The sequence below is a fragment of the Pseudomonadota bacterium genome (genome assembly GCA_037200975.1).
GTDB lineage: Bacteria > Pseudomonadota > Gammaproteobacteria > Steroidobacterales > Steroidobacteraceae > CADEED01.
The window spans coordinates 2,208,371-2,230,457 of record JBBCGI010000001.1; the positions used below are offsets into that span (position 1 = coordinate 2,208,371).

Genomic DNA, 22,087 nt, shown 5'->3' on the forward strand with positions numbered 1-22,087 from the left:
TTAGGATATTGGCAATTGCTTTCGATGAATGTCAGCTTCGCTAAGTCCCACCCGGCACCGACTTAGCCCCCACCTGACACCAACAGATCCATCGCCACCGCAAGCAGCGCGCGGGTCGCGAGCGGGATTGCTTTTTCATCGACGTAGAACAGCGGCGAGTGATTTTCGGGGACGGTCTTCAGATCCTGCTCGGTGGGCGAGACGCCCACCATGTAGAAGAAACTCGGCACCCGGTTGGCGAAGTAGGCGAAGTCTTCCGAACCGGTGATGAGTGGAATTTCCTTCACGTTCTTCTCGCCGGCCACCTTGCGCAATACGGGCAGCACGCGCGCGCTGACTTTCGGATCGTTCATCACCACCGGATTGTTGTAGGCATCCAGTTCGAACTTGGCGGTGGCGCCGCTGGCCTCCGCGGTCTTTTCCGTCATGCGCGCGATGTTTTCGACCATCTGTTTTTTCATCGTGGGCGAGAACGTGCGCATCGTGCCGATCATCTCGACGCTGTCGGGGATGATGTTGTTGCGGATGCCGCCCTTGATGGCGCCCACGGTGAACACCGCGGGCTGATCGGTGAGATCCACCTGGCGGCTTACCACGGTCTGCAGCGCATTGACGATCTGCGCCGACACGACGATCGGATCGACGCCACGCCATGGACGCGAACCGTGCGTCTGCCGGCCGTTGACCACGATCTTCCAGGCGTTCGAATCGGCCATGAACGGTCCCACCCGGTAGCCGATCTCGCCGGTGTGCAGCGTCGCCCACGCATGCCAGCCGATCGTGATCGCGGGTTTGTACCGCTCGTAGATGCCTTCCTTGAGCATCAGCGAAGCGCCGCCCGCCTGGCCCGGCGGCACGCCTTCCTCGGCCGGCTGGAAGACGAACAACACGTTGCCGCGCAGCTTGCCCTTCATGCCGGCCAGCACTTCGGCGACACCCATGAGCACGGCGGTGTGCGAATCGTGGCCGCAGGCGTGCATCACGCCGACCTCTTCGCCGCGGTAGTTAGATTTGACGGTCGACTTGAACGGCAGATCGACCCGTTCCGTGACCGGCAACGCGTCCATGTCGGCGCGCAGCGCGATGGTCGGGCCGGGCCTGCCGGTCGCGAGATACCCGACGACGCCGTTGTGCGCGACGCCCGTGGTCACCTCGAGTCCGAGCCTCGTCAGATGCTCGGCGACGATCTTCGCGGTGCGCACTTCGTAGTCCGACAACTCGGGGTGCTGGTGAAAGTCGCGCCGCCAGGCGATCACCTTTGGATCGACGGCTTTGAGACCAGCGTCGAAGTCGGCAGCGTGAACCAACGACACCGGGGCAGCGGCCAGCGCTACCCACAGCAGCGGTGTGCGGAACATCTTGTAGGCGTGGGGCGACATAAGGAACGGAGCATGCGCTGACTGGTCGCACCACTGCAACGCTCCGATACTCCGTCACGAGCCTACCAACCGCATGCACGTCGTCGACGCCACACTTTTCTTCTCACCCACCAGCGGTGGCGTGAAGCGTTATCTGCTCGCGAAACACGAGTGGATGCGTGCGCATACCAGCTGGCGTCACAGCCTCGTCGTGCCCGGCGAGAACGCCAGCCATTCGCCCGGCGGGATTTCCATGGTTGCCGGCGGCCTCGTGCCCGGCGCGTTCAACTACCGGTTGCCGCTAAATCCGCTGCGCTGGTCGCGCGCCATCGAGCGATTGGAGCCCGATCTCATCGAGGTGGGAGACGCGTTTCATCCCGCCTGGGCCGCGGCCAGCGTGGCCAACCGGCGCGGCATTCCGTTGATCGCCTTCTATCATTCGAATTTTCCGCAGCTGGCCGGTAGACGTCTTGGCAGCGCCGTGCAGAAGTTCATCGAGACGTACGTGCAGTTCACCTACGAGCGCGCGCAACTGGTTCTGGCGCCGAGCCGCCACATGTGCGAGTACCTGCACAGCATCGGCGTGAAACACGCCCGCTGCCAGCCGCTCGGCGTGGACGTCGAGACGTTCGCGCCCGAACGCCGCGTGCGCGACCTGCGGGCCGAGCTGGCGCTGCCGCGGAACACGCGCCTGCTGGTGTTCGCCGGGCGCTTCTCCGCCGAGAAGAACATTCCCGTGCTGGTCGAAGCGTTCCGGCAGCTGGGCGACCCCTATCACCTGCTGTTGTTAGGCGGCGGCGAATCGGCGCGTGCCGGCAACGTCACGCGACTGCCGTATTGCCGCGACAATCGTACGCTGGCGGAATACTTCGCTTCGGCGGACGCCTTCGTCCATGCCGGCGCCCACGAGACCTTCGGCCTCGTGATTCTCGAAGCGCTGGCCTGCGGGCGGCCGGTGGTGGCGCCGCGCGCCGGCGCCATCCCGGAACTGCTGGATGAGCGCGTCGGCCAGCTGGTCGATACTCACGCCGGCGTCGAGCTGGCCGCGAGCCGGCTGTCGGCCGGCGTCGCGGCGTTGTACGAGCGCGACCTGGAAACGCTCGGCCGGGCCGCGCGCCAGCACGTGCTGGCTAACTACAGCTGGACGAAGGTGTTGCAGGGATTGATGGGGCGGTACCAGGCCGCGGTGAACCTGCGGCGCCTGCCGGCGTCGGGCGAGTCGTTCACTGCCGCCTAGGCGGGCTCGCTCCAACCGGACCATTTCTGCAGGTGATCCTGCGCCCACTTCACGTCGTCGAGCCCCGACCCGAGGTGCATCTGATCGACGAAGTTGCTGAAGGTCTGCTGCAGGGCCTGCGCGCCGCCGAAGCGCGCTTCGAATTTGGCGATGACTTCCGGCGGACCGCCGATCACCGAGTAGTTGAGCTGCGTATCGACCACCAGGAATACATCGATGGTGGATGCGAGCAGACAGGTGGGGTTCGACACCAGCCGCGTCTTCAGCCAGCGGCACAACTCATCGTCGAGCCGGCCGGTGTGCCGGAAGTGCGGCTTCGGCGCGCTCAGGTTCGCGATGTAGAACTCACCGCCGCAGACGCCGTTGAGAAAGCCGATGAGACGCGCCGCCTCGTTGAAACCGGCATCACCTTCGGGCGGATGAACACCTTCCGGGAAGGCGCGACCATCGAGCGGCGCTTTCGGCCACCACACCTCGTGGCGCGGCCGCTTGGCCGAGGGTGCGAAGCGTTTGCCCGCCAGCTCCTCGAATCGCTGTTGAACCAGCTTGCGTTCGTCGGGGGCGAGATCGCGCAGCTCGACGGTCATCGCGCCACCAGTTCGAAGACGGTCAGCCGGCCCTTCTTCTCGCCCGCGACGAGATACTTGCCGTCCGGCGACCAGCGCACCACGCTGTATTCGGCATCGCCCATCTGCACGTCGATCGGCTGCGTGGTCTTGCCCGGGCGCCACAGCGTGATGCGCCAGTCGCGGCCGGCACTAACAAGGTGCTCGCCGCCGGGCTGCCAGGCAAAGCTGTCCACGCGTTCGGTGTGGCCGTTCAGCACGATGGGTTTCGTTCCCTCGGGGCCTTTGCCGCCGAAATCCCAGAGCACGACTTCCAGCCCTGCGCTCGAGGCGAGATAGCGGCTGTTGTCGCTGAAACCGGTGAGCTCGAGGCGGCCGTCATAGCCGCGCATCTGCGAATCCTTGGCCGTCGAACGGTTCCAGAAATGCAGTGATCCATCGGCCATGCCGGTTGCGAGAAAGCGCCCATTGCCGCTGAAGTTTACCGTGAGACACGCGGCCGGCCACTTGTAACGCCGTGTCTCGTAGCGGGATTTCTCGACACGGTGCACACAAATTTCACCGTTCAGGGCAACCCCGAGATCGGTGCCGGGTTTGTCGAAGGACAGCGCCACGGCGGTGCTGGCCGCCGGCGCGAAAGCGTGGATTTTTTCCCCCAGCGACGACCACAGCGTCACGCCCTTGCCGGCGGCGCTGGCCAGCATGGCGCCATCCGGCGCCCAGGCCAGCGCCTGCGTGGGAGTCGGCGCGGGCTTGAGCCGCAGCTTCTCGCGGCCGGCGGCGCCGTCCCAAAGTGTCAGCGCGCCGTCCTGTCCAGAGCTCGCAAACAGGCCGCCGTGCGGCTGCCAGGCCACCGCCAGCGTGCCTAACAAATGTTCGCCGACCGTCGCGAGCGAGAGCTGGCCGGCGGTAAAACGGGCCAGTGCCACCTTGCCCTCACCACCGCCCACCGCCAGTGATTTGCCGTCGGGCGACCAGGCGCACTCGACGACGTAATCGTCCAGGTTCGCGCTGGCGCGCGGCTCGAGCGCGAAGGACAGGGACTGCTTGGCCATTGCTAGTTCTTTGCGACGGCGGATTCGAAACCGGCTTCGAATTCGGCGCGATCGAGGTCGCGGCCGATGAACACCAGGCTGTTCATGCGCGGCGTATCGCCCCACGGCCGTTCCGGCTGCGCGTCGAACATCATGTGCACGCCGTGGAACACCTGGCGACGATCCTCGCCCTTGACGTTGAGCACACCCTTCATGCGGAAGATGTCCTGGCCGCGCGTCTTGAGCAGATAGTCGAGCCACTGATTGAGCTTGGCCGGGTCGAGCGGGCGCGGATCGCTGATGCCGATCGAGCTGATGTCGTCGTCGTGGTGATGCGAGGCGAACTTGCGCTCGGCCGCCGGCCGCTGGCCGGCGAGGTGCAGACCGAATTCGAGCGGGTGGTGTTCGCAGAACAGCGCGTACGCTCCGGCGTTTTCGATCTTCAGCGTGAAGTCCGCACCGGGGTGGGAGAGGTCGATGGCGTTGTGGGAAGGCGCGGCATCGAGCGTGCCGTGGCACGCAACGACGGTCGCCGGGTCGGCGTAAGCGCGCACCGCCGGTTCGATCGCCGCCTGCAGCGCCTCGGCTGTCGCGGCGGCCACGGGCAGGACCACGATGTCGAGATCTTGGTGGCTGTGGTCCTCGTGTGCGTGGCCATGATCGTGATGCGCGTGGTCGTGGTCGTGTCCGTGGTGAGCGTGCCCATGTTCGTGTTCTGAATGGTCGTGGACACCTGCCGTCTTGAGTAGATAGTCACCGGGCGTCAGCTGATAGACGCCGCCCCACTCGAACGGATATTCCGGCTCGAGGAACGAACCATCCACCGCGAGCGCGCGCTGCAGGTCGAACGCGCCGACGTTCAGCACCTGGTCGATCGGCGCGTTGGCATTCTGCGTGCGCAGGATCTTGGCCGTGCCGTTGATGCCGCGGATGCGCCGCTCGATGCGCTCGAGCGCGGCGGCGTCGACGGTGTCGGTCTTGTTGAGCAGCACCAGGTCCGCGAACGCCACCTGCTCCGCAGGTTCGTTCAGCTCCTCGACGTGTTGCTCGAAGTGCTTCGCATCGACCATCGTCACGATGGCGTCGAGCGAGAACTGGTTCTTGAGCTCGTCGTCGAGGAAAAAAGTCTGCGCCACCGGGCCCGGATCGGCCATGCCGGTGGTTTCGATGATGATGTAGTCGAAGCGGTCGCGGCGCTTCATGAGCTGGCCGAGGATGCGGATCAGGTCGCCGCGCACCGTGCAGCAGATGCAGCCGTTGTTGGTCTCGAACAGCTCCTCCTCCGCGCCGATGACCAGCTGGTGATCGACCCCGACCTCGCCGAATTCATTCTCGATGACCGCGATGCGTTTGCCGTGATTCTCCGACAGGATGCGGTTCAGGAGCGTGGTTTTCCCGGAGCCAAGAAAGCCCGTGAGTACCGTGACCGGTACACGTGAAGGTGTGACTGACATGGGAGGGAATTATAGGGGCTTGTGAGGCTCAACCCACCCGGTAAACCCACTCGATCAGCGCGTCGTGGGCGCTGGTTCCATATCGGGCATTGGGGTGGTTGATGATGGCCACCACCACGTACCGCTTGCCGCTCGCCGCGAGGACATAACCGGCCACCGCGCGGGTGTCTTCGAGCAGCCCGGTCTTCATGTGCGCGGCGCCCACCGGCACGTCGCGGCCCTTCATGGTGCCGTCCACGCCCGAGATGGGCAGCGACGACATGAGCTCGGCCATCCACTGGCTCTTCCAGGCATCGCCCAGCACGTTGGCCAGCGACCCGGCCGAAATGCGCTCGATGCGGGAGAGGCCGCAGCCGTTTTCGAGGATCAGCTCGGGAGCGTCGATGCCGCGGGCAGCCAGCAGGCCGCGCACGACGGCGGCGCCGCGCGCCGGGTTGCCGGGCTCGCCGCCGGCCGCGCCCATGGTCAGGAACAGCTGCTGCGTCATGACGTTGTTGGAGAACTTGTTGATGTCGCGGATCAGCATGGCGAGCGGCGGGGATTCCTGTGCGGCGACCAGGCGCGCGGTCGGGCTCACGGCACCCTCGCGCACCTTGCCGGTCCACGTGCCGCCCTGCCGCTCCCACAACGCGCGGAACACCGCGGCGAAGTAGTTAGTATGCTCGAGCGCGCCGACGTAGATGGCGCGCTCGCCGCAGGCCAGCGGGTAGACGCCGCCGATGCGGATGTTCATGGGGTCGTTGATGTCGGCGCGCAGCTTGCCGCGCCAGTCGCCGCAGCCGCCTTCGGCCGCTGCCACGGTGCGCGGCGCCTTGAGGCCCGCCACCTCCGGCACCACCACCACGCGCACGACCTTTGCCACGGTATCGGGCACGAAGGTGATCGCGACGGATTTGAAATTGAGCAGCAGCGCATCGGGGCCGACGTTGTAGGCGCGGCCCTCCTCGCCGTCGAACTCGCCCGGGTCGTGTTTGAGCGGTTCGAAGATGGTCTTGTCGAGCACGAGATCGCCGCGGATGTCGCGGATTCCGAAGCCGCGCAGGCGGGTGACCATCTGCCAGAGATTTTCGATGACCAGGTGCGGATCGCCGCCGCCGCGCACGTACAGGTCGCCGCGCAACGCCTCGGCGGTAACCGGGCCGTCGGCCAGCAGCTCGGTGCGGAAGGTGAACGCGGGGCCTAACAAGTGCAGCGCCGAATACGTGGTCACGAGCTTCATCGTGCTGGCGGGGTTCATCGGCTTCTTGTCGTTCGCGGACCAGCGCAGCGCGCCGTCGTCGAGTGGTTTGATGACCACGGCCGCGGCTGCGGCGGGGATTCGCGCCGCGGCGAGCTTGGCGAGATACGCTTCGGGCAGGAGATCGGCGGCGCGTGCGGCGGCGGTGCCGAGCAGAAGCAGTGCCGCACACGCCGTGAACTGCGCAAGTCTCACCCGGCACCGACTTGGCCCGGTTTTCCCCACATTCCCCACCCGGCACCATGGCCTCATGGCTGTTGCGCCAGGTCGAAGATTTTTTCGGCGGGTATCCATTTCTGGCCGCGCGTGGCCCAGGGAAGCGCCTGCTGAAAATTCCACATCAGTTTCTCCCAGGCTTGCACATCCGGGTTTGCGGCGTCCGCCGCGGCCTTCGCGGCCAGAGAGAACTGCGGCGTGACGTCCATGATCATGAACAGCCGGTTGCCGCACAGGTGAATCTCGAGCGCGCCGATGCCGGCGGCGCGGATCGAACGCGTGACGGCGGCGGGCGGCGCGCCGGGCTCGTGCCACTTTTTGTAGGCCTCGATGAGACCGGGGTCGTTCTTGAGATCGAGCGCGAAACACAGGCGTTGCATGCGGCAAGTGTGCCGCTTCGGAGCCGTGAATTCATGTGCCGGCCTGCAAATGTTTCGGGTAGATTCCGCAGACCTCAAACGGGGGAGATGCGAACTTGTCGAGCCCTTTGCGTCACGCGGCCGTGGCCTTCCTTGCTGTCGCCTTCCTGTCCTGCGCAAGTCACGCCCTAGCCCAGGCCGTCGCGCGTCCCGAGGCGCTGCTCAAGAAGATGACGCTCGACGAAAAGATCGGTCAGCTGGTGCAACGCGCTGGCGGGCGCAGCAAGGCGCTCAACTCGCGGCTCGACGATGCCGAACTGGAACGCGTGCGCGTCGGTGCCGTCGGTTCCTACCTGCATGTCGCGGGCGCCGAACCGCTGGCGAAATTGCAGAAAGTCGCGGTCGGGGAATCGCGCCTCGGCATTCCGCTGTTGTTCGCCATGGATGTGGTGCACGGCTACCGGACCATCTTCCCGGTGCCGCTGGCGATGGCAGCTACCTGGGCGCCAGAAAGCGAGGAGCGCGCGGCGCGGGTCGCGGCGGATGAAGCCACCTCCGCCGGGCTGCACTGGACGTTCGCCCCGATGATCGACATCGCGCGCGATCCGCGCTGGGGCCGCATCGTCGAGGGCGCGGGTGAAGACCCGTATCTTGGCGCGCGCATGGCGGTCGCGCAGGTCAATGGATACCAGGGCGGCAACAGCCTGCGGCCGGGGTCGTTGATGGCCACCGCGAAACATTTCGGCGCGTACGGCGCGCCGATCGGCGGCCGCGATTACAACACCGCGGATCTCTCCGAACGCACGCTGCAGGAGGTCTATCTACCGCCGTTCTACGCGGCCGCGCGTGCCGGCGCCGGATCGTTCATGGCGGCGTTCAATGACATCGCCGGCGTGCCGACCACCGCGAACCGGGACCTGTTGCGCGGCCTGCTGCGCGAACGCTGGGGCTGGCAGGGCTTGATGGTCAGCGACTGGGGCGCCATCGGCGAACTGCTCAATCACGGCGTCGCGGCGGATCGCGCGGCGGCCGGGGTGCTCGCGCTGGATGCGTCCGTCGACATGGACATGGTCGGCGGCGTGTACGCCGAGGATCTGAAGACCGCCATCGCCAAAGACAAGCTGCGGCTCAAACTACTGGACGAGGCGGTGCTGCGCATCCTGCGTGTGAAGGAGCAGCTCGGGTTGTTCGACAATCCAATGCAGTACAACGATGTCGCACGCGAAGCCCGCGAGCTTGCGTCGCCGGAGCATCGCGAAGCGGCGCGCGCGGTCGCGCGGCAGTCGATCGTATTGCTCAAGAACGATGGCAAGCTGCTGCCGCTGCGCTCCGACAAGCTGCGCACACTGGCGGTCATCGGCGCGCTGGCCACCGACGGCCTGTCGGCGCTCGGCTCGTGGCGCGCGCAGGGCAAGGCGGAGGAAGTCGTCACCGTCCTGCAGGGAATAACGGCCGCCGCGCCGCGGTCGCTCAAGGTCATCACCGCGCCCGGCGCGGACCCGCGCACTGCCGATCTGTCGGCCATTTCGTGGGCGGTGAAGATCGCCAAAAGCGCCGACGCCACGGTGCTGGTGATCGGCGAGGACTACGATCTGTCGGGCGAAGCGCGCAGCCGTTCGAGTCTCGAGCTGCCGGCGAGCCAGCTCGAGCTCGCGCGCCAGGTGCTGGCCGTCGGCAAACCCGTGGTGGTGGTGCTCGCCAACGGCAGGCCGCTCGCGATGTCCTGGCTGGCGGAACAGGCGCCCGCGATTCTCGAGACGTGGATGTTAGGTGTCGAAGGCGGCAACGCGGTCGCGGACGTGTTGTTTGGTCAGTATTCGCCCGCGGGCCGGCTGCCCGCGGCATTTCCGCGTGTCTCGGCCGCGGTGCCGTTCAACTACGCAGGCAATCCGACCGGCCGGCCCGCCGATGCCGATCTGGCCAAGGACACGGTGCGGTTCCACGACCTGCCGATCACGCCGCTGTATCCATTCGGCCATGGCCTTTCCTACAGCGAGTTCCGCTACGGCGATCTCGCGCAGAGCACCGGGACCGTCGGCCCTGGCGAACGCGTCGACATCTCCATCACCGTCGAAAACACCGGCGGGGTCGCGAGCGACGAGGTCGTCCAGCTTTATGTCCGCGACCCGGTTGCGACGGTGGCGCGGCCGGTGCTCGAACTGCGCGGCTTCAAGCGCGTGGACCTCGCGGCCGGTGCCCGCAAGCGCATAACGTTCAGCCTGACGCCCGAACAACTGGCATTCTGGAGCCCGCGTGGACAGTGGCTCATCGAAGCGGGCCGCATCGATTTCTGGATTGGCGCGTCGTCCGCGGACCTGCGCGCCAGCGGTTCGTTCGAGATAACAAAAACACACGCGGGCACCGCGCCAGCGGCGGCGCTGGCCACGCGGGTGACGGTTTCAAACTACTGACGAGGGGGTTTCCATGAGGAATTTTTCCGGCACGAGCTCGGGATTGGGTGTGCTCATCGTCGCGGCCATGGGCGCGGTCGCCTGCGCGGCGACTCCCGTCATGGCGGCGAACCACGCGCCGACCGAAATAACAGATGGCCGCATCGATCGCTGGGATCCGGCGATGGACGCCATCGTGCCGAAGGACTGGAAAATTGAGAAACTCGCCGAAGGCTTCGGCTGGGCCGAGGGTCCGATCTGGGTGAAGAACGGTGGCTATCTACTGTTCACCGACGTGCCCGGCAACAAGATGTGGAAGTGGTCCGAGAAAGGCGGCCTCGAGAAATTCCTGGACCCTTCCGGCGCGGTGACGTTCGACCCGGCGATCTGGCGTGAAGCAGGCGCGAACGGACTCGCGATCGATGGGCCCGACAGCATTCTCATCGCGGACACCGGCAACCGCGGCATCCAGCGCCTGGATCTGAAGACGAAGAAGAAGACGCCGGTCGCGATGACTTTCGAAGGCAAGAAGTTCTCGAGCCCGAACGACGTGACGAAGATGAAGAACGGCGTGGTGTTCTTCACCGATCCGCCGTACGGCTTCAAGAAGTTCGACGATGCGCCCGAGAAGGAAATCCCGTTCAACGGCGTGTATCGCGCCGGCGCGGACGGCAAAGTCACGGTCATCGAGAAGGAGCTGACGCGGCCGAACGGCGTCGCGCTGTCGCCGGACGAGCGCACTTTGTACGTGGCACAGTCCGAAGGCAGCAAGGCGATCATCAACGCCTACACGCTGGACAAGGACGGCAACGTCACCGCGAAAAAGCTGTTCCACGACACCACGGATCTCGCCAACGACAAGGCGCCGGGCGCACCGGACGGTTTGACCGTGGCCGCCGACGGCACCATCTTCACGAGCGCGCCGGGTGGCGTGCTGGTCTTGTCGAAGGACGGCAAGCGCCTCGGCCGTATCTGGGACGGCAAACAAACCGCCAACTGCAAATTCGGCGACGATGGCAAGACGCTGTACATGACCTCGTCCAACATGGTGGCGCGCATCCGCCTCAACATCAAAGGCCAGGGATTCTAGATCCCGGCCAATAGTTAGAGGGGGCGTCATGGAAATCTGGTACGTATTCGGCTCGATCGTTTTACTCGTGCTGCTGATCAGCTGGGGGAAGGTGCAGCCGTTCCTCGCATTCCTCGTGGCCTCGTCGGTCGCGGCGATCCTTCTGGGGTTGCCGATCGACAAAGTGCCGGGCGTGCTGGAAAAAGGCGTCGGCAACATCCTCGGCGGGTTGCTGGGAATCGTCTGCATCGGCGCCATGTTCGGCAAACTGGTCGCCAACAGCGGCGCCGCGCAGAAGATCGCCATGGTGCTGATGCGCGTGTTCGGCGAGAAACACCTCACGTGGGCGATGATGTTCACTGGTTTCCTGGTCGGCATCCCGCTGTTCTACAACGTGGGCTTCGTGCTGCTGGTGCCGCTGGTGTTCTCGGTGGTGCAGCAGACCAAGGTGCCGCCCATTTACCTCGGCATCCCGATGTTCGCGTCGTTGTCGGTGACGCACGGCTACCTGCCGCCGCATCCGGCGCCGACCGCGATGCTGCCGATGTTCGGCGCCGACATCGGCACGACCATCTTCTACGGCATCCTGGTGGGGCTGCCCGCGATGATCTGCGCCGGGCCGCTGTACGCCCGGTTGTTCCGCAACGTGAAGTCGAATCCCATCACGTTGTTCGTCGCGCCGCTCAAGCCCGAGAACGAGCTGCCGAGCGCGTTCAACTGCTTCGCCAGCGCGCTGCTGCCGGTGGGGCTGATCACCTGCTCGATGGCGGTCTCGCTGGCGCCGGACAACCTGCAGCCACTGCTCAAGTTCGTCACCAATCCGCTCATCGTGATGTTGATCGCGCTGGCCGTTGCGACGTACACGCTCGGCCTGGCGCGCGGCATGAAGATCCAGCCGCTGATGGACGACTACGGCAACTCGGTGAAGGACATCGCGGTGATCCTGCTGATCATCGCCGGCGCGGGCACGCTGAAAGAGGTGTTCGTGGCGACCGGCGTCGACAAGAACATCTCCGACCTGCTCACGGGAATCTCGATCGATCCGCTGGTGCTTGGCTGGCTGATCGCCGGCGTGATCCGCGTGTCGTTAGGCTCGGCCACGGTGGCCGGCATGACGGCCGCGGGGTTGATGGCGCCGGTCGTGGCCAACGCGCATGTCGATCCGAACCTCATGGTGCTCGCGGTCGGCGCCGGTAGTTTGATGTTCTCGCACGTCAACGATTCGGGCTTCTGGATGGCGAAGGAATACTTCAACCTGTCGCTCAAGGACACCATCCTGAGCTGGACGCTCATGGAAGGCATCGTCGGGGTCGTCGGCATCACCGGCGTGTTGATTCTGGAGGCCATCATCACCTAGCAGCCGGCCGGCGCTTCCCGGGCCGGCGAAAAGCCGGCATGAGGCAGGTGTCATGAACCGGGAATTCATGACAGATACTGCTGTAACAACCAGAAGCTGCGACCCGGAGCAGTCAGATGATTTCACGCCGGCCGCCTTACATACCGAAAGGCCGCTCGCCCAGGTTTACAGCCTGCGCGACGCGGCCACTTCCGCTGCACTCCACGCCGCCCTCCTGGCTGAAGAGCATCGGATTGCGCCGCTCCTGCAATGCCGCGTCGAGACCCAGGCCGCGTGTGCCCGCGGCGGCCGCGCGCTCGAGAGATCCGCTTTGCTGATGAAGGTATATTCGGTGCCGACCCGGCCGGCATCCGATTATTCGGCTACTTCAGTGCGGCCTCGATAGCCGCCAATTCGCTGGCTGAAAAAGCCAGATTGTTGAGCGCCCCGACCGCCTCTTCCACGTGCGCGACCTTGCTCGCGCCGATCAGCGAGGACGTGACCACCTTGTGCCGCAGGGTCCAGGCCACCGCGAGCTGAGCCAGCGATTGCCCGCGTGATTTGGCGATCTCGTTGAGCTGCTTCACCTTCTCCACTTTCGCCGGCGTGATGGATTCCGGGTTGAGCGAGGTGTGCTTCGCCGCGCGCGAACCTTCGGGAATCCCGTTCAGGTACTTGTTCGACAGCAGGCCCTGGGCCAGCGGCGAGAACACGATGCAGCCCATGCGCTGCTTGTCGAGCTCGGCGATGAGGCCGTCCTCGATCCAGCGGTTGAACATGCTGTAGCTGGGCTGGTGGATCAGGCAGGGAGTGCCGAGCGATTTGAGGATGGCCGCGGCCCGCGCGGTCTGTTCGGCGTTGTAACTCGAGATGCCGGCGTACAAGGCGCGGCCCGAGCGGACGATGTAATCCAGCGCGCCCATCGTCTCCTCGAGCGGCGTGTCCGGGTCGAAGCGATGGCTGTAGAAGATGTCGACGTACTTCAACCCCATGCGCGCCAGCGACTGGTCGCAGCTCGCCACGAGATATTTGCGCGAACCCCATTCGCCATATGGACCCGGCCACATGAGGTAGCCGGCTTTCGACGAGATGATCATCTCGTCGCGGAACGGCATGAAATCCTTGCGCATCAGCGCGCCGAAAGTTTCCTCCGCGGAACCGGGCGACGGGCCATAGTTGTTAGCCAGGTCGAAATGCGTGATGCCGAGATCGAACGCGCGGCGCGCGATGGTGCGGCCATTCTGGAACACGTCGACGTCGCCGAAGTTGTGCCACAGACCGAGCGAGACGGCCGGCAGCCGCACGCCGCTCGCGCCCACGCGGTTGTAACGCATCGATTTGTAACGCGAATCGGCGGGCAGGTAATCCATCGGGACGCTCTCAGCTGCGGAATTTGCGGGCGCGTAACATCGCGAACCCGGCCAACAAAATCAAGGCCGCGAGATCGAACGCTCCGCCACCACCACCGCCACCGCTGCCTCCACCCTGCACGGGCGGCTGTGGATTCACCACGACCGGCGGCGCCGGCGGCGGCTGGATCTCGTTCTTGCGCAGCAGGAACAAGCCGTTTTCGATGTCGCTGACGAGGATCGTGCCCGAGGGCAGGAAGGGATAAACACCCCAGGCGCCGTCGGTACCGGCGGAATTCGCCGCCGGCGTCAGGTACGTGTCGAACGAGCCCACCTCCGTCAACGCACGTGGATTGGTCGAATCGAATATCACGAGGCCGCGCTTGTAGTGCGACACGTAGTAACGGTTGCCGATGTTGTAGCCGTTGTGATCGGTCGCACCAGTCGCGCCGAGGTACGACGTCACCATGCTCGGCGCGCGCAGGTCCGCGATGTCGAGCGTGTAGATGTGTGTGTTGAGCGCGCGGCGCAGTTCGTCGAGCTCGTCGTGCACGACGATGAAGCGATTGTCCGCGGTCGGCCAGCCCGAGTGGGTGTAACTCGCGGTGGGATAGCCGGTGGTGCTGAGGCGCACGGGCGCGGCCTTGTCCGTCACATCCCACAGGTCCACGGTGGTCTCGTTGAAATCCACCAGCACTTCGCAGGGGTTGTGCGCCTGCGCGCACTGCGTCGTACGGTTGTCCGTGATCAACATGGACGTGGAGTCGTGCATGTAGCCATTGCCGGCGGGCGATGGAGTCACCAGATGCGGGTTCACCGGATCGACCAGGTCATAGATGCGGAACGCGCCGCCCGAAATGTTCGCCCCCGCGATGTATAGATAGGCCTGCTGGTTGGGCAGCGCCGCCATCGTCGCGTAGTCCACGTTCGAGATGTACAACGTGTGCGAGGTGCTGAAGTCGGCGAGCGTGTTGGCGAGTGTCACGCTGGCGGGCAGATTGGAGAGATCGATGATCTGCAGGCCACCGCCCGGCGCTTCGGTGGTGATGTAGGCGTAGGCGCGGTGCGGGCCACCGTTCACGCCCGGCAGCTGGTAGACCTTCACTTCGCGCCACAACGACTGGTTGCCCGGAATGTTCCCGACCTGCACGGGCGCGCCCGGCACGGTGACGTCGAACACCGCAGTGCCGTTGCGATGGCCGACCACCGCGTATTCGCGGCCGTCATCCTGGTCGACGAAACCCCACAGGTTGCTGGCGCTGATCGGCTGGGTCGCGAATTCCTGCAGCTGTACCTGCGCGAGGTAGTCGATGTTGTGGCATGGAAAGGTGCCGGCAACGCCGTTCGTGCAGCCGGTAGGCGCGAGTAGTTTGGCCATGACGACGCGCGGCAGCGTATTGCCGTTGGCGTCGAGCACGACGAAGCCATGCGCGATGAAGTTGTTGCGGAACTGATCCGGCACGCCCGTGACGCGGGTCTGGTTGGTCTCGGCGTCCTGGATGTGGAAGTGATCCTCGGCGGAATAGCCGCCGCGCACGCCTTCTTTGCCCAGCAGCAGGTTCTCGACGTCGATGCCCGACACGTCATAGGTGCCGGAGGCGATCTTGATCGCATCGCCGGGGCCGACGCGGGTCAACGCATATTGCAGCGTGCGGCAGGGGCGGTGATTGCTGTCGCAGTTGCCGAAGTCGAAACCGCCGGACGCGACGAAACGGGTGCCGACGACATCGTCATGGCCTTGCACGAGACCCGCGGGCAGCAACGCCGCCAGCAGCAGGAATCCACAGGGCAGGTACCGGGTTTTCATGACGCCTCCTCTTCGCAGTGAGTGGCTTGAGAACCGGCAGCGGTTCAACGTGTGATGAGCCAGACACCCGCGCCGAGCAAGCCTACGCCCGCCATGCGGACCAGGGTAATGGGGTGTTCCGGCAGGCCCAGCCAGCCGAAGTGGTCGATGATCAGCGCGGTGGCGAGCTGGCCCAGCAGCGCCAGCGCCAGCAGGCTCGTGGTTCCGAGCTGCGCGGCGATCACGGTGGAGCTGGCCACGTAGAAAGCGCCGAACAAGCCACCGAACCAGGCCCACAGCGGCACGCTCGCGAAGGTGTCGCGCGAGGGAATCTCCGTGCGCGTGACCAGCAACAAGGCGATGAGGCCGAGGATGCCAACCACGAAGCTGATGAGCGCGGCGGTGTTGGCGTTCTGCAGCGTGCGCCGCAACTGCGAATTCATGCCGACCTGCACGCTCAGGCCGAACCCGGCGACGATACCGAGCAGGTACGGCAGCAGGCGGGTCATCTAACTACCTCGCAGCCGCTTGAGCAACTTCAGGCCCCAGCGGAACTGCGCGATGAATAACACGAAGCGCCAGAAAAGCCGCTTGCTGAGCGAAGCCCGCCGCTGCGGCACGGCGGCGAACACCGCGGCCCGCGCATCCTGGTGGCGCGCGTCTGCTTTCACGGCATCGACGGGAAGGGTTTCCGGCATGCGCGCGAGTCTACCGCGCGCCGCTCAGATTGCGGCGGTTTCCATTTCCCAGGTGGTGAGCGGCGCGCCGCGCCGGATCCAGAAGCCGACGCCGGCGGGGCGAAATATGCGCCGCAGCCGCGCGCCGTACCATTCGGCGTCGCGCAGGAAGACATCGCGATCCGTGCGCGTGCGGTCGCAGTTCTCGCGCCAGTCGCGCGCCGTGAGCGCGGACAGGTACAACACCCCGCGCGTCAGGCGCCCGAGGTTCGCGATCGCTCGAGCTGCCGTGCGATCGTCCAGGTATTGCAATACGTCGTAACAGACGACCAGGTCGAACGGATCCGCCTGGTGGGTGGCCAGCGAGCCCTGGGTCCAGCCGTAGCGTTTGCAGAGGTATTCGCTGTACTCGAGCCCGGTGTATTGCGCCCGCGGGAAGGCGCGCATCAGCGGCGCGCGCAGCAGGCCGATGCCGCAGCCGGCGTCGAGCATGTGCCGCACCGGCAGGCCGATGTGATCCGCGTACGCGCCGATGAGCTTCGCGCGCGCTTTCATCTCGGCGCGCGAGACCACCGCCGTGCGCGTGTTGAAATAGAACTTCTGGTAGTAGGCTTTATCGAATTTCGCGCTCATGGGCGCGTTTTCGCCATTTCGCGCCGCGTCTGCCTGCGCACCAGCAATCCACCGCCAAATCCGACCAGGCCGATGACGGCCCCGATGCACGGCCCTAACCAGTTGTCGGTGAACGTCGCGATACGCGCCTCGGTGGGCTTGGCTACCTTGTAAGTCAGCGGCACCTGCTCGCCGATCGCGAAACGTTTGCTGGTGGTCGCGAACTGGCCGTCGATCGTCACGATTTCTCCGTTGGCGGTGCGGTAACGCACCCGCGGCGCGTAACGCGTCGAGTTGCCGTCGGGAATCTCGCGGTAACTAACCACTTCGGCCGTGGTGCGCCCGGTATCGCGTGAAAAACTCAATGTGAGCCACGACAGGTAGGCAGCTAACAAGAGGCAGCCGACGCCCAGCGCGAGCAGCAGCCGGGCGGCGAGATCGAGGATGCGAAATGTGAGTTGCACGAGAGAGTTGCGAGCCGGCGTCGGGATACGTAGGCTCAAGTCTATATTGAGTGGGGAACACGATGAGCGAGCCGGAGAAGAAGGGATCACCCTGGCCATGGATCCTGGTGCCGATTGCGGCGTTTGGGCTGTTCTTCGTGCTGCGCCAGTGCCGCCAGAGCATCCCGCCCGCGAATCACGCACCCGCGCCGGCCGTGAGCGCGCCTTCCACCACTGACGTCCCCGCGTCCGAGCCCTCCCCGGCCGAGCCGGATACGGCGCCGGCTTCCGCACCGGCGCCGCAGTAATCCGCTACTGATTCTTGAGCTTGAACACGACGCGCAGGCGGTACCACTGGGGGATTGCCACACCGTCGCGTGTGGCCGGCACCAGCCGCCAGCGGCGCTTTGCCTCTTCGAGCGTGTTGCGGTCGAAGGCTTCGTAGCCGCTGCTCTTGAGGATGCGCGCGTCACCGACACGGCCGTCGGGCTGCACGAAGACTTCCACGTCCACAGACCCCTGCGCGTTTTCGCGGATGAGCTGCGGCGGGTAGTCCGGCTGCGAGAGTGGGCGACGCGGATCGAGGCGCGCGCCGGAAATTTGCGGCTCCACCACCGCCGAGCCTCCCGTCAACGGAAGTTCATCGAGCGGGCGCAGATCGGCGCCGATCGTTTCATTCGGCTGATCGATCGGCACGGGCAGCGGCTCCGGCTGCGGCAATGTGAGCTGCCGCTCGTGGAAAACCGGGTCTGGCATCACCGGCGGTTCGGGCTGATCGACGATGGGCTCATCGAGAAAAGTTGCCGTTATATCGGTGATTTTCGGTAACGGCACGACCCCGAGGCCCCCCGCGATACCAAACAGCAGCGCGACGTGCGCGCCCGCGACCAGACTCATTCGACTCAACGCGCCCAGTGGGCGCCGTTCCGCAGTACGCGCAGCCATGACGACCTCCGCACGGGCCCGTTGTGGGTCCGTTTGAAAGGTGAACGGCGCGCGGGTGTTGAGCGGGGTTAAGCCGGCGCGCGGCGAGTTGACAAAACATGTGCCGGCAACGACGCGGCCAAACTAGTCGGATCTGATCTGCGGAAGCTCGGCGCTCGCCGGTGCGGGGGCCACGGAAATCTCCGGCAATGTTTCGGCGGCAGCGGGTGCGGTTGTGACGGGCGCGAGAATTTCGCCGCCACGATTCCTGCTCACCCACATGCCGATCGCGCCGCCGACCGTGGACATCAATGCGCCGTACATCAGCAAGGACGTGAACAATCCCGCATCGTTGTAGAACCCCGAGATATCGACCGGGATACCCATGAAGCGGAACAGCAGATTCGAGGCGGCGCCGAGCGCGGCGGTGAGCGGCGCCATCGTGAGCGCCAGCAGCAGGCGATGCCGCGCGGCGCTCCGGGCGATCATGAAGGCCGCGAGGCCGGCGACGTTCAGGACCACCGGCAGCAGGATGACGATGAAGGGCATGAACCCGTCGAGGTGCGCGGCGGCGGCGATGACGCCAAACCACGCCAAATGGGCCAAAAACACGGCCGAAAAGCCCGAAATCCAGGGCCTGCTCATATTGTTATCTGGTGGTAGCAAATCGCGCGCCCTTGCGTACCATAGCGCCCCCTCATGAGCCGCCGCCAGCCAAAAGTCGGGTTTGTCAGCCTTGGATGCCCCAAGGCGCTGGTGGACTCCGAACGCATCATCACGCAGCTGCGCGCCGAGGGTTACCAGGTGGCTCCCGACTACGCCACCGCGGACGTGGTCGTGGTGAACACCTGCGGCTTCATCGATTCTGCCGTGGACGAATCGCTCGATGCCATCGGCGAGGCGCTCGAACAGAACGGCAAGGTCATCGTCACCGGTTGCCTGGGTGCGCGGCCGGAACGCATTCTCGAGCGGCATCCGAAGGTGCTCAAGGTCACCGGGCCGCACGCCTATGAAGACGTGTTAGGCGCGGTGCACGAGCATCTGCCACCGAAGCACGATCCATTCATCGACCTGGTGCCGCCGCAGGGCATCCGGCTCACGCCGCGGCACTACGCGTATCTCAAGATCTCCGAGGGCTGCAACAACAAGTGCAGCTTCTGCATCATCCCGTCGATGCGCGGCTTGTTGGTCAGCCGGCCGATCGACGAAGTGCTGCGCGAAGCCGAGAAGCTGGCGCGCGCGGGAGTGCGCGAGATCCTCGTGATCTCGCAGGACACCTCGGCGTATGGCGTGGACATCCGCTACCGCGAAGCCGAATGGCGCGGGCAGAAGTACGAAACGCGTTTTCTCGATCTGGCGCGCGGGCTGGGGGAACTGGGTATCTGGATCCGCATGCACTACGTGTATCCGTATCCGCACGTGGACAACGTGATCCCGTTGATGGCGGAACGAAAGATCCTGCCCTATCTAGACATTCCGTTTCAGCACGGCAGCCCGAGCGTGTTGAAACGTATGAAGCGGCCGGGCCTCGTCGAGAAGACGCTGGATCGCATTCGCGCCTGGCGCGAGACCTGTCCGGATCTGACCCTGCGCAGCACGTTCATCGTGGGATTCCCGGGCGAGACCGAAGGTGAGTTCCAGGAGTTGCTCGACTGGCTGGACGAGGCGCAGCTCGATCGCGTCGGCGCGTTCAAATATTCGCCGGTGGAAGGCGCGGCGGCGAACGACGTGGCACCGCATGTCGACCCCGAGATCCAGGAAGAACGGCTCGCGCGGTTCATGCAGAAGTCGGCGCGGATCAGTTCCGAGCGGCTGGCGGCGAAAGTCGGCCATCGCATGGAAGTGCTGGTGGATGGCGTCGACAAGAATTTTGCGGTCGCGCGCAGCATGGCCGATGCGCCCGAGATCGACGGTGTCGTGCACATCGCCAGGGGCGGCAAACTACCGGTGGGTGAGTTCGTGGACGTCGAGATCACCGGATCGAGCGATCACGATCTCGAGGCGAAGGTCGTGAGCGCCCGCCGGAGCCACTGACCCGTTCTCCTCTACGCGGATCGCCTAACTTTTTGGCGGCCCCGCCGCCGCGCAATAATCCGCCATGGCTCCTGCCAGATGATCGAACATCGTGCGTACGCGCTCGACGTTCTTTTGATCTTCGTGCATGACCACCCAGATCTCGAAGCTCAGCGAAAATTCCTTCGTGAGGACCGGTACCAGATCGCTGTTGCGCCGCGCCAGCGCGTACTGGCATACGCCGAGCCCGACACCTGCGCGGACCGCCGCGAGCTGCGCGGGATCGCTGTCGGTGCGAAACGCAAACAAGTCGCGCGACACCTGCCGCCCGCCGAACTTCAGGCCCTTCGCGTAGACCGGCATGTGGTCGAAGCCGATGACGATGTGACGATGGAGGTCGTCCATCCGCGTCGGCGTGCCGTGACGATCCAGGTACTGGCGATGCGCGTGAAAGCCGAGAAACACGCGGCCGACGCGTTTGGCGAACAGCGCCTGTTGGCGAGGCCGCACCATGCGCACGGCGACATCGGCGTCACGCTTGAGCAGATCGACAGTCTGGTTGGAGAGCGATAGTTCGATCGCGATGCCGGGATGTGCATGCGTGAAGGTGCGCAGCGCCGCTGGCAGCACTTCGATCCCGATTACATCACTCGCACTCACGCGCACCGCACCGCGCATAGCGGCCGAAGCGCCGGTGCTGGCGCGCAGGATGACTGCCGCGGAAGCAGCCATGGCCTCCGCATGGGGCTGCAGATCGAATGCGATGCGGGTCGGCAGCAGGCCGGCCTGGGACCGTGTGAACAACGCCTTGCCGCCAAGCGAGTGCTCGAGCGCCGCGACTTGCCGGCCCACCGTGGGCTGCGTGAGGTGGAGCTCGCGCGCCGCGGCGGAAAGACTGCCATTTCGCAGCACGGACAGGAAGGTCCGGTAGTAATCCCAGGCAGGTTCGATAGTCATTCGGAAATGTATAGCGTTTATGCGTGTTAAGGCAATTCCGTTTGGTTCGCCCGCCGCCAATACTGAGCGCACTTACTCACGGAGCAGCACATGAACGGGAAACCTCTGGCGTTGATCATCGGGATGACGGGTGGCATCGGTGGCGCCACCGGCCGTGCGCTGGCGGCGCGTGGTTTTCGCATCCGGGCGCTGAACCGCGCGGCGACGCCGCGGCATGCCGACGGCGTGGAGTGGGTGCCGGGCGATGCGATGAATGCCGACGACGTTCGCAGGGCGGCCGAGGGCGTGGACGTGATCGTGCATGGGGTCAATCCACCGCACTACCGCAACTGGCGCACCCTTGCGCTGCCGATGCTGGCGAACACCATCGCCGCGGCAAAGGCTGTGGATGCGACGATCGTATTTCCCGGCACCGTGTACAACTACGGGCCGGACGTATTCCCAGTCGTAACCGAGGACTCGCCGCAGAATCCGCGGACTCGCAAGGGTGCAATCCGGGTGGAAATGGAGCAGGCGCTGCACGCGGCGAGCCGCGCCGGCACTCGCGTCTTGATCGTGCGGGCCGGGGACTTCTTCGGTCCCGGCGCGCGCAACAACTGGTTCTCGGAGGGGTTGGCTCGCGACCGATCGCTCGGCCGCGTGGTATATCCGGGGCCGCACGACGTCGGACATGCGTGGGCCTATCTACCTGACATGGCGGAGGCGATCGCACGGCTCGTGGAGCGGCGGGCCGAATTCGATACACTGGAAAGTTTTCACTTCGCGGGTCACTGGCTACCGCGGGGCGTGGCGATGGCGCAGGCGATCTGCGATGTCGCGGCCGTGCCCTATTCGCGCATCAAGCCGTTCCCGTGGCTCGCGGTCGCCGCGCTGCGGCCGTTCGTGCCGGTGTTCAACGAAATGCACGAAATGCGCTATCTATGGCGCGAGCCGCTCGCGCTGGACAATACGAAGCTCGTCGGAGTCCTGGGAGTAGAACCGCACACGGAGCTGCGCGCGGCGGTGCGTGAGACGCTCGAGTCGCTGGGGCAACTAGAGGCGAACGGCCCGCTGGCGCGGCCAGCTTGAGC

General features: G+C 65.4%; 22 protein-coding genes. 7 read left to right on the forward strand and 15 right to left on the reverse strand.

Annotation, left to right across the window (positions count from 1 at the left end; all coding sequences use genetic code 11):
- Positions 1–62: 62 nt before the first annotated feature.
- The gene (locus WDO72_09775; protein MEJ0085961.1) at positions 63–1,379 is read right to left on the reverse strand and encodes an amidohydrolase; all 1,317 of its coding nucleotides are present in this window, start codon (positions 1,377–1,379) and stop codon (positions 63–65) included.
- Between the two features lie 73 nt (positions 1,380–1,452).
- Between WDO72_09775 and WDO72_09780 the strand changes: the two genes are divergently transcribed.
- Complete coding sequence (locus WDO72_09780) at positions 1,453–2,595, forward strand: glycosyltransferase (GenBank protein MEJ0085962.1); 1,143 nt, start codon at positions 1,453–1,455, stop codon at positions 2,593–2,595.
- Here the strand turns inward: WDO72_09780 and WDO72_09785 are convergent.
- From WDO72_09785 to WDO72_09805, 5 genes are read right to left on the reverse strand one after another with little or no spacing between them, the layout of a single operon-like run.
- Positions 2,592–3,182, reverse strand: coding sequence for a hypothetical protein (locus tag WDO72_09785; GenBank protein MEJ0085963.1), 591 nt, complete (start codon positions 3,180–3,182; stop codon positions 2,592–2,594). The genes WDO72_09780 and WDO72_09785 overlap by 4 nt on opposite strands.
- The gene (locus tag WDO72_09790; GenBank protein MEJ0085964.1) at positions 3,179–4,216 is read right to left on the reverse strand and encodes a WD40 repeat domain-containing protein; all 1,038 of its coding nucleotides are present in this window, start codon (positions 4,214–4,216) and stop codon (positions 3,179–3,181) included. The genes WDO72_09785 and WDO72_09790 overlap by 4 nt, the downstream gene beginning before the upstream one ends.
- A gap of 2 nt (positions 4,217–4,218) precedes the next feature.
- The gene (locus tag WDO72_09795; protein MEJ0085965.1) at positions 4,219–5,649 is read right to left on the reverse strand and encodes a GTP-binding protein; all 1,431 of its coding nucleotides are present in this window, start codon (positions 5,647–5,649) and stop codon (positions 4,219–4,221) included.
- Positions 5,650–5,677: 28 nt separating this feature from the next.
- The gene (gene dacB, locus WDO72_09800; protein MEJ0085966.1) at positions 5,678–7,081 is read right to left on the reverse strand and encodes a D-alanyl-D-alanine carboxypeptidase/D-alanyl-D-alanine-endopeptidase; all 1,404 of its coding nucleotides are present in this window, start codon (positions 7,079–7,081) and stop codon (positions 5,678–5,680) included.
- A 53-nt stretch (positions 7,082–7,134) separates the two neighbouring features.
- Positions 7,135–7,482 carry an L-rhamnose mutarotase gene (locus WDO72_09805; GenBank protein MEJ0085967.1) on the reverse strand — a complete coding sequence of 116 codons (348 nt, stop codon included), beginning with the start codon at positions 7,480–7,482 and terminating at the stop codon, positions 7,135–7,137.
- A gap of 95 nt (positions 7,483–7,577) precedes the next feature.
- On the opposite strand from WDO72_09805, the gene WDO72_09810 reads away from it, so the two are divergent.
- The 3 genes from WDO72_09810 to WDO72_09820 are packed head-to-tail and all read left to right on the forward strand — an operon-like array spanning position 7,578 to position 12,277.
- Positions 7,578–9,872 (forward strand): glycoside hydrolase family 3 N-terminal domain-containing protein, encoded by a 2,295-nt coding sequence (locus WDO72_09810; GenBank protein ID MEJ0085968.1) that lies wholly within the window; start codon positions 7,578–7,580, stop codon positions 9,870–9,872.
- Between the two features lie 13 nt (positions 9,873–9,885).
- A complete protein-coding gene (locus WDO72_09815) occupies positions 9,886–10,941 on the forward strand; it encodes an SMP-30/gluconolactonase/LRE family protein (protein ID MEJ0085969.1) in 1,056 nt (351 codons plus the stop codon).
- Positions 10,942–10,969: 28 nt separating this feature from the next.
- On the forward strand, positions 10,970–12,277 hold the full coding sequence (locus tag WDO72_09820; GenBank protein MEJ0085970.1) for a gluconate:H+ symporter: 1,308 nt from the start codon (positions 10,970–10,972) through the stop codon (positions 12,275–12,277).
- Positions 12,278–12,639: 362 nt separating this feature from the next.
- Here WDO72_09820 and mgrA read toward each other — a convergent pair whose 3' ends face one another.
- From mgrA to WDO72_09850, 6 genes are read right to left on the reverse strand one after another with little or no spacing between them, the layout of a single operon-like run.
- Positions 12,640–13,626 (reverse strand): L-glyceraldehyde 3-phosphate reductase, encoded by a 987-nt coding sequence (gene mgrA, locus WDO72_09825; GenBank protein ID MEJ0085971.1) that lies wholly within the window; start codon positions 13,624–13,626, stop codon positions 12,640–12,642.
- Positions 13,627–13,636: 10 nt separating this feature from the next.
- Positions 13,637–15,412, reverse strand: a complete 1,776-nt coding sequence (locus tag WDO72_09830) for a choice-of-anchor B family protein (protein ID MEJ0085972.1) — start codon at positions 15,410–15,412, stop codon at positions 13,637–13,639.
- 44 nt (positions 15,413–15,456) lie between these two features.
- A complete protein-coding gene (locus tag WDO72_09835) occupies positions 15,457–15,900 on the reverse strand; it encodes a DMT family transporter (protein ID MEJ0085973.1) in 444 nt (147 codons plus the stop codon).
- The gene (locus tag WDO72_09840) at positions 15,901–16,089 is read right to left on the reverse strand and encodes a hypothetical protein (GenBank protein ID MEJ0085974.1); all 189 of its coding nucleotides are present in this window, start codon (positions 16,087–16,089) and stop codon (positions 15,901–15,903) included.
- Positions 16,090–16,113: 24 nt separating this feature from the next.
- The gene (locus WDO72_09845; GenBank protein ID MEJ0085975.1) at positions 16,114–16,701 is read right to left on the reverse strand and encodes a class I SAM-dependent methyltransferase; all 588 of its coding nucleotides are present in this window, start codon (positions 16,699–16,701) and stop codon (positions 16,114–16,116) included.
- Entirely contained in the window at positions 16,698–17,144 is a 447-nt protein-coding gene (locus tag WDO72_09850) for a DUF3592 domain-containing protein (protein ID MEJ0085976.1), read from the reverse strand. Before WDO72_09850 ends, WDO72_09845 begins: the two co-directional genes overlap by 4 nt.
- Positions 17,145–17,206: 62 nt before the next feature.
- Here WDO72_09850 and WDO72_09855 point away from each other — a divergent pair, with 62 nt between their 5' ends.
- Positions 17,207–17,431 (forward strand): hypothetical protein, encoded by a 225-nt coding sequence (locus tag WDO72_09855; GenBank protein MEJ0085977.1) that lies wholly within the window; start codon positions 17,207–17,209, stop codon positions 17,429–17,431.
- Between the two features lie 4 nt (positions 17,432–17,435).
- Here the strand turns inward: WDO72_09855 and WDO72_09860 are convergent, their stop codons facing one another.
- Both WDO72_09860 and WDO72_09865 read right to left on the reverse strand, forming a co-directional pair.
- The gene (locus WDO72_09860; GenBank protein ID MEJ0085978.1) at positions 17,436–18,068 is read right to left on the reverse strand and encodes a TonB family protein; all 633 of its coding nucleotides are present in this window, start codon (positions 18,066–18,068) and stop codon (positions 17,436–17,438) included.
- A 123-nt stretch (positions 18,069–18,191) separates the two neighbouring features.
- On the reverse strand, positions 18,192–18,692 hold the full coding sequence (locus tag WDO72_09865) for a hypothetical protein (GenBank protein ID MEJ0085979.1): 501 nt from the start codon (positions 18,690–18,692) through the stop codon (positions 18,192–18,194).
- Positions 18,693–18,746: 54 nt separating this feature from the next.
- Here WDO72_09865 and rimO point away from each other — a divergent pair, with 54 nt between their 5' ends.
- A complete protein-coding gene (gene rimO / locus WDO72_09870) occupies positions 18,747–20,081 on the forward strand; it encodes a 30S ribosomal protein S12 methylthiotransferase RimO (GenBank protein ID MEJ0085980.1) in 1,335 nt (444 codons plus the stop codon).
- Between the two features lie 24 nt (positions 20,082–20,105).
- Here the strand turns inward: rimO and WDO72_09875 are convergent, their stop codons facing one another.
- Complete coding sequence (locus WDO72_09875; GenBank protein ID MEJ0085981.1) at positions 20,106–21,017, reverse strand: LysR family transcriptional regulator; 912 nt, start codon at positions 21,015–21,017, stop codon at positions 20,106–20,108.
- Positions 21,018–21,107: 90 nt separating this feature from the next.
- Between WDO72_09875 and WDO72_09880 the strand changes: the two genes are divergently transcribed.
- Positions 21,108–22,085 carry an NAD-dependent epimerase/dehydratase family protein gene (locus WDO72_09880; GenBank protein MEJ0085982.1) on the forward strand — a complete coding sequence of 326 codons (978 nt, stop codon included), beginning with the start codon at positions 21,108–21,110 and terminating at the stop codon, positions 22,083–22,085.
- The last annotated feature ends 2 nt before the right edge of the window (positions 22,086–22,087 follow it).

Bases quoted from the DNA above. Each gene is read 5' to 3' on its own strand.
- WDO72_09780 (MEJ0085962.1), top strand. From the start codon at position 1,453: ATGCACGTCGTCGACGCCACACTTTTCTTCTCACCCACCAGCGGTGGC.
- WDO72_09840 (MEJ0085974.1), bottom strand. From the start codon at position 16,089: ATGCCGGAAACCCTTCCCGTCGATGCCGTGAAAGCAGACGCGCGCCAC.
- WDO72_09820 (MEJ0085970.1), top strand. From the start codon at position 10,970: ATGGAAATCTGGTACGTATTCGGCTCGATCGTTTTACTCGTGCTGCTG.
- WDO72_09830 (MEJ0085972.1), bottom strand. From the start codon at position 15,412: ATGAAAACCCGGTACCTGCCCTGTGGATTCCTGCTGCTGGCGGCGTTG.
- WDO72_09855 (MEJ0085977.1), top strand. From the start codon at position 17,207: ATGAGCGAGCCGGAGAAGAAGGGATCACCCTGGCCATGGATCCTGGTG.
- WDO72_09875 (MEJ0085981.1), bottom strand. From the start codon at position 21,017: ATGACTATCGAACCTGCCTGGGATTACTACCGGACCTTCCTGTCCGTG.
- WDO72_09865 (MEJ0085979.1), bottom strand. From the start codon at position 18,692: ATGAGCAGGCCCTGGATTTCGGGCTTTTCGGCCGTGTTTTTGGCCCAT.
- WDO72_09795 (MEJ0085965.1), bottom strand. From the start codon at position 5,649: ATGTCAGTCACACCTTCACGTGTACCGGTCACGGTACTCACGGGCTTT.
- WDO72_09815 (MEJ0085969.1), top strand. From the start codon at position 9,886: ATGAGGAATTTTTCCGGCACGAGCTCGGGATTGGGTGTGCTCATCGTC.
- WDO72_09785 (MEJ0085963.1), bottom strand. From the start codon at position 3,182: ATGACCGTCGAGCTGCGCGATCTCGCCCCCGACGAACGCAAGCTGGTT.
- rimO (MEJ0085980.1), top strand. From the start codon at position 18,747: ATGAGCCGCCGCCAGCCAAAAGTCGGGTTTGTCAGCCTTGGATGCCCC.
- WDO72_09790 (MEJ0085964.1), bottom strand. From the start codon at position 4,216: ATGGCCAAGCAGTCCCTGTCCTTCGCGCTCGAGCCGCGCGCCAGCGCG.
- WDO72_09805 (MEJ0085967.1), bottom strand. From the start codon at position 7,482: ATGCAACGCCTGTGTTTCGCGCTCGATCTCAAGAACGACCCCGGTCTC.
- WDO72_09845 (MEJ0085975.1), bottom strand. From the start codon at position 16,701: ATGAGCGCGAAATTCGATAAAGCCTACTACCAGAAGTTCTATTTCAAC.
- WDO72_09860 (MEJ0085978.1), bottom strand. From the start codon at position 18,068: ATGGCTGCGCGTACTGCGGAACGGCGCCCACTGGGCGCGTTGAGTCGA.
- WDO72_09835 (MEJ0085973.1), bottom strand. From the start codon at position 15,900: ATGACCCGCCTGCTGCCGTACCTGCTCGGTATCGTCGCCGGGTTCGGC.
- WDO72_09775 (MEJ0085961.1), bottom strand. From the start codon at position 1,379: ATGTCGCCCCACGCCTACAAGATGTTCCGCACACCGCTGCTGTGGGTA.
- mgrA (MEJ0085971.1), bottom strand. From the start codon at position 13,626: ATGGATTACCTGCCCGCCGATTCGCGTTACAAATCGATGCGTTACAAC.
- WDO72_09880 (MEJ0085982.1), top strand. From the start codon at position 21,108: ATGAACGGGAAACCTCTGGCGTTGATCATCGGGATGACGGGTGGCATC.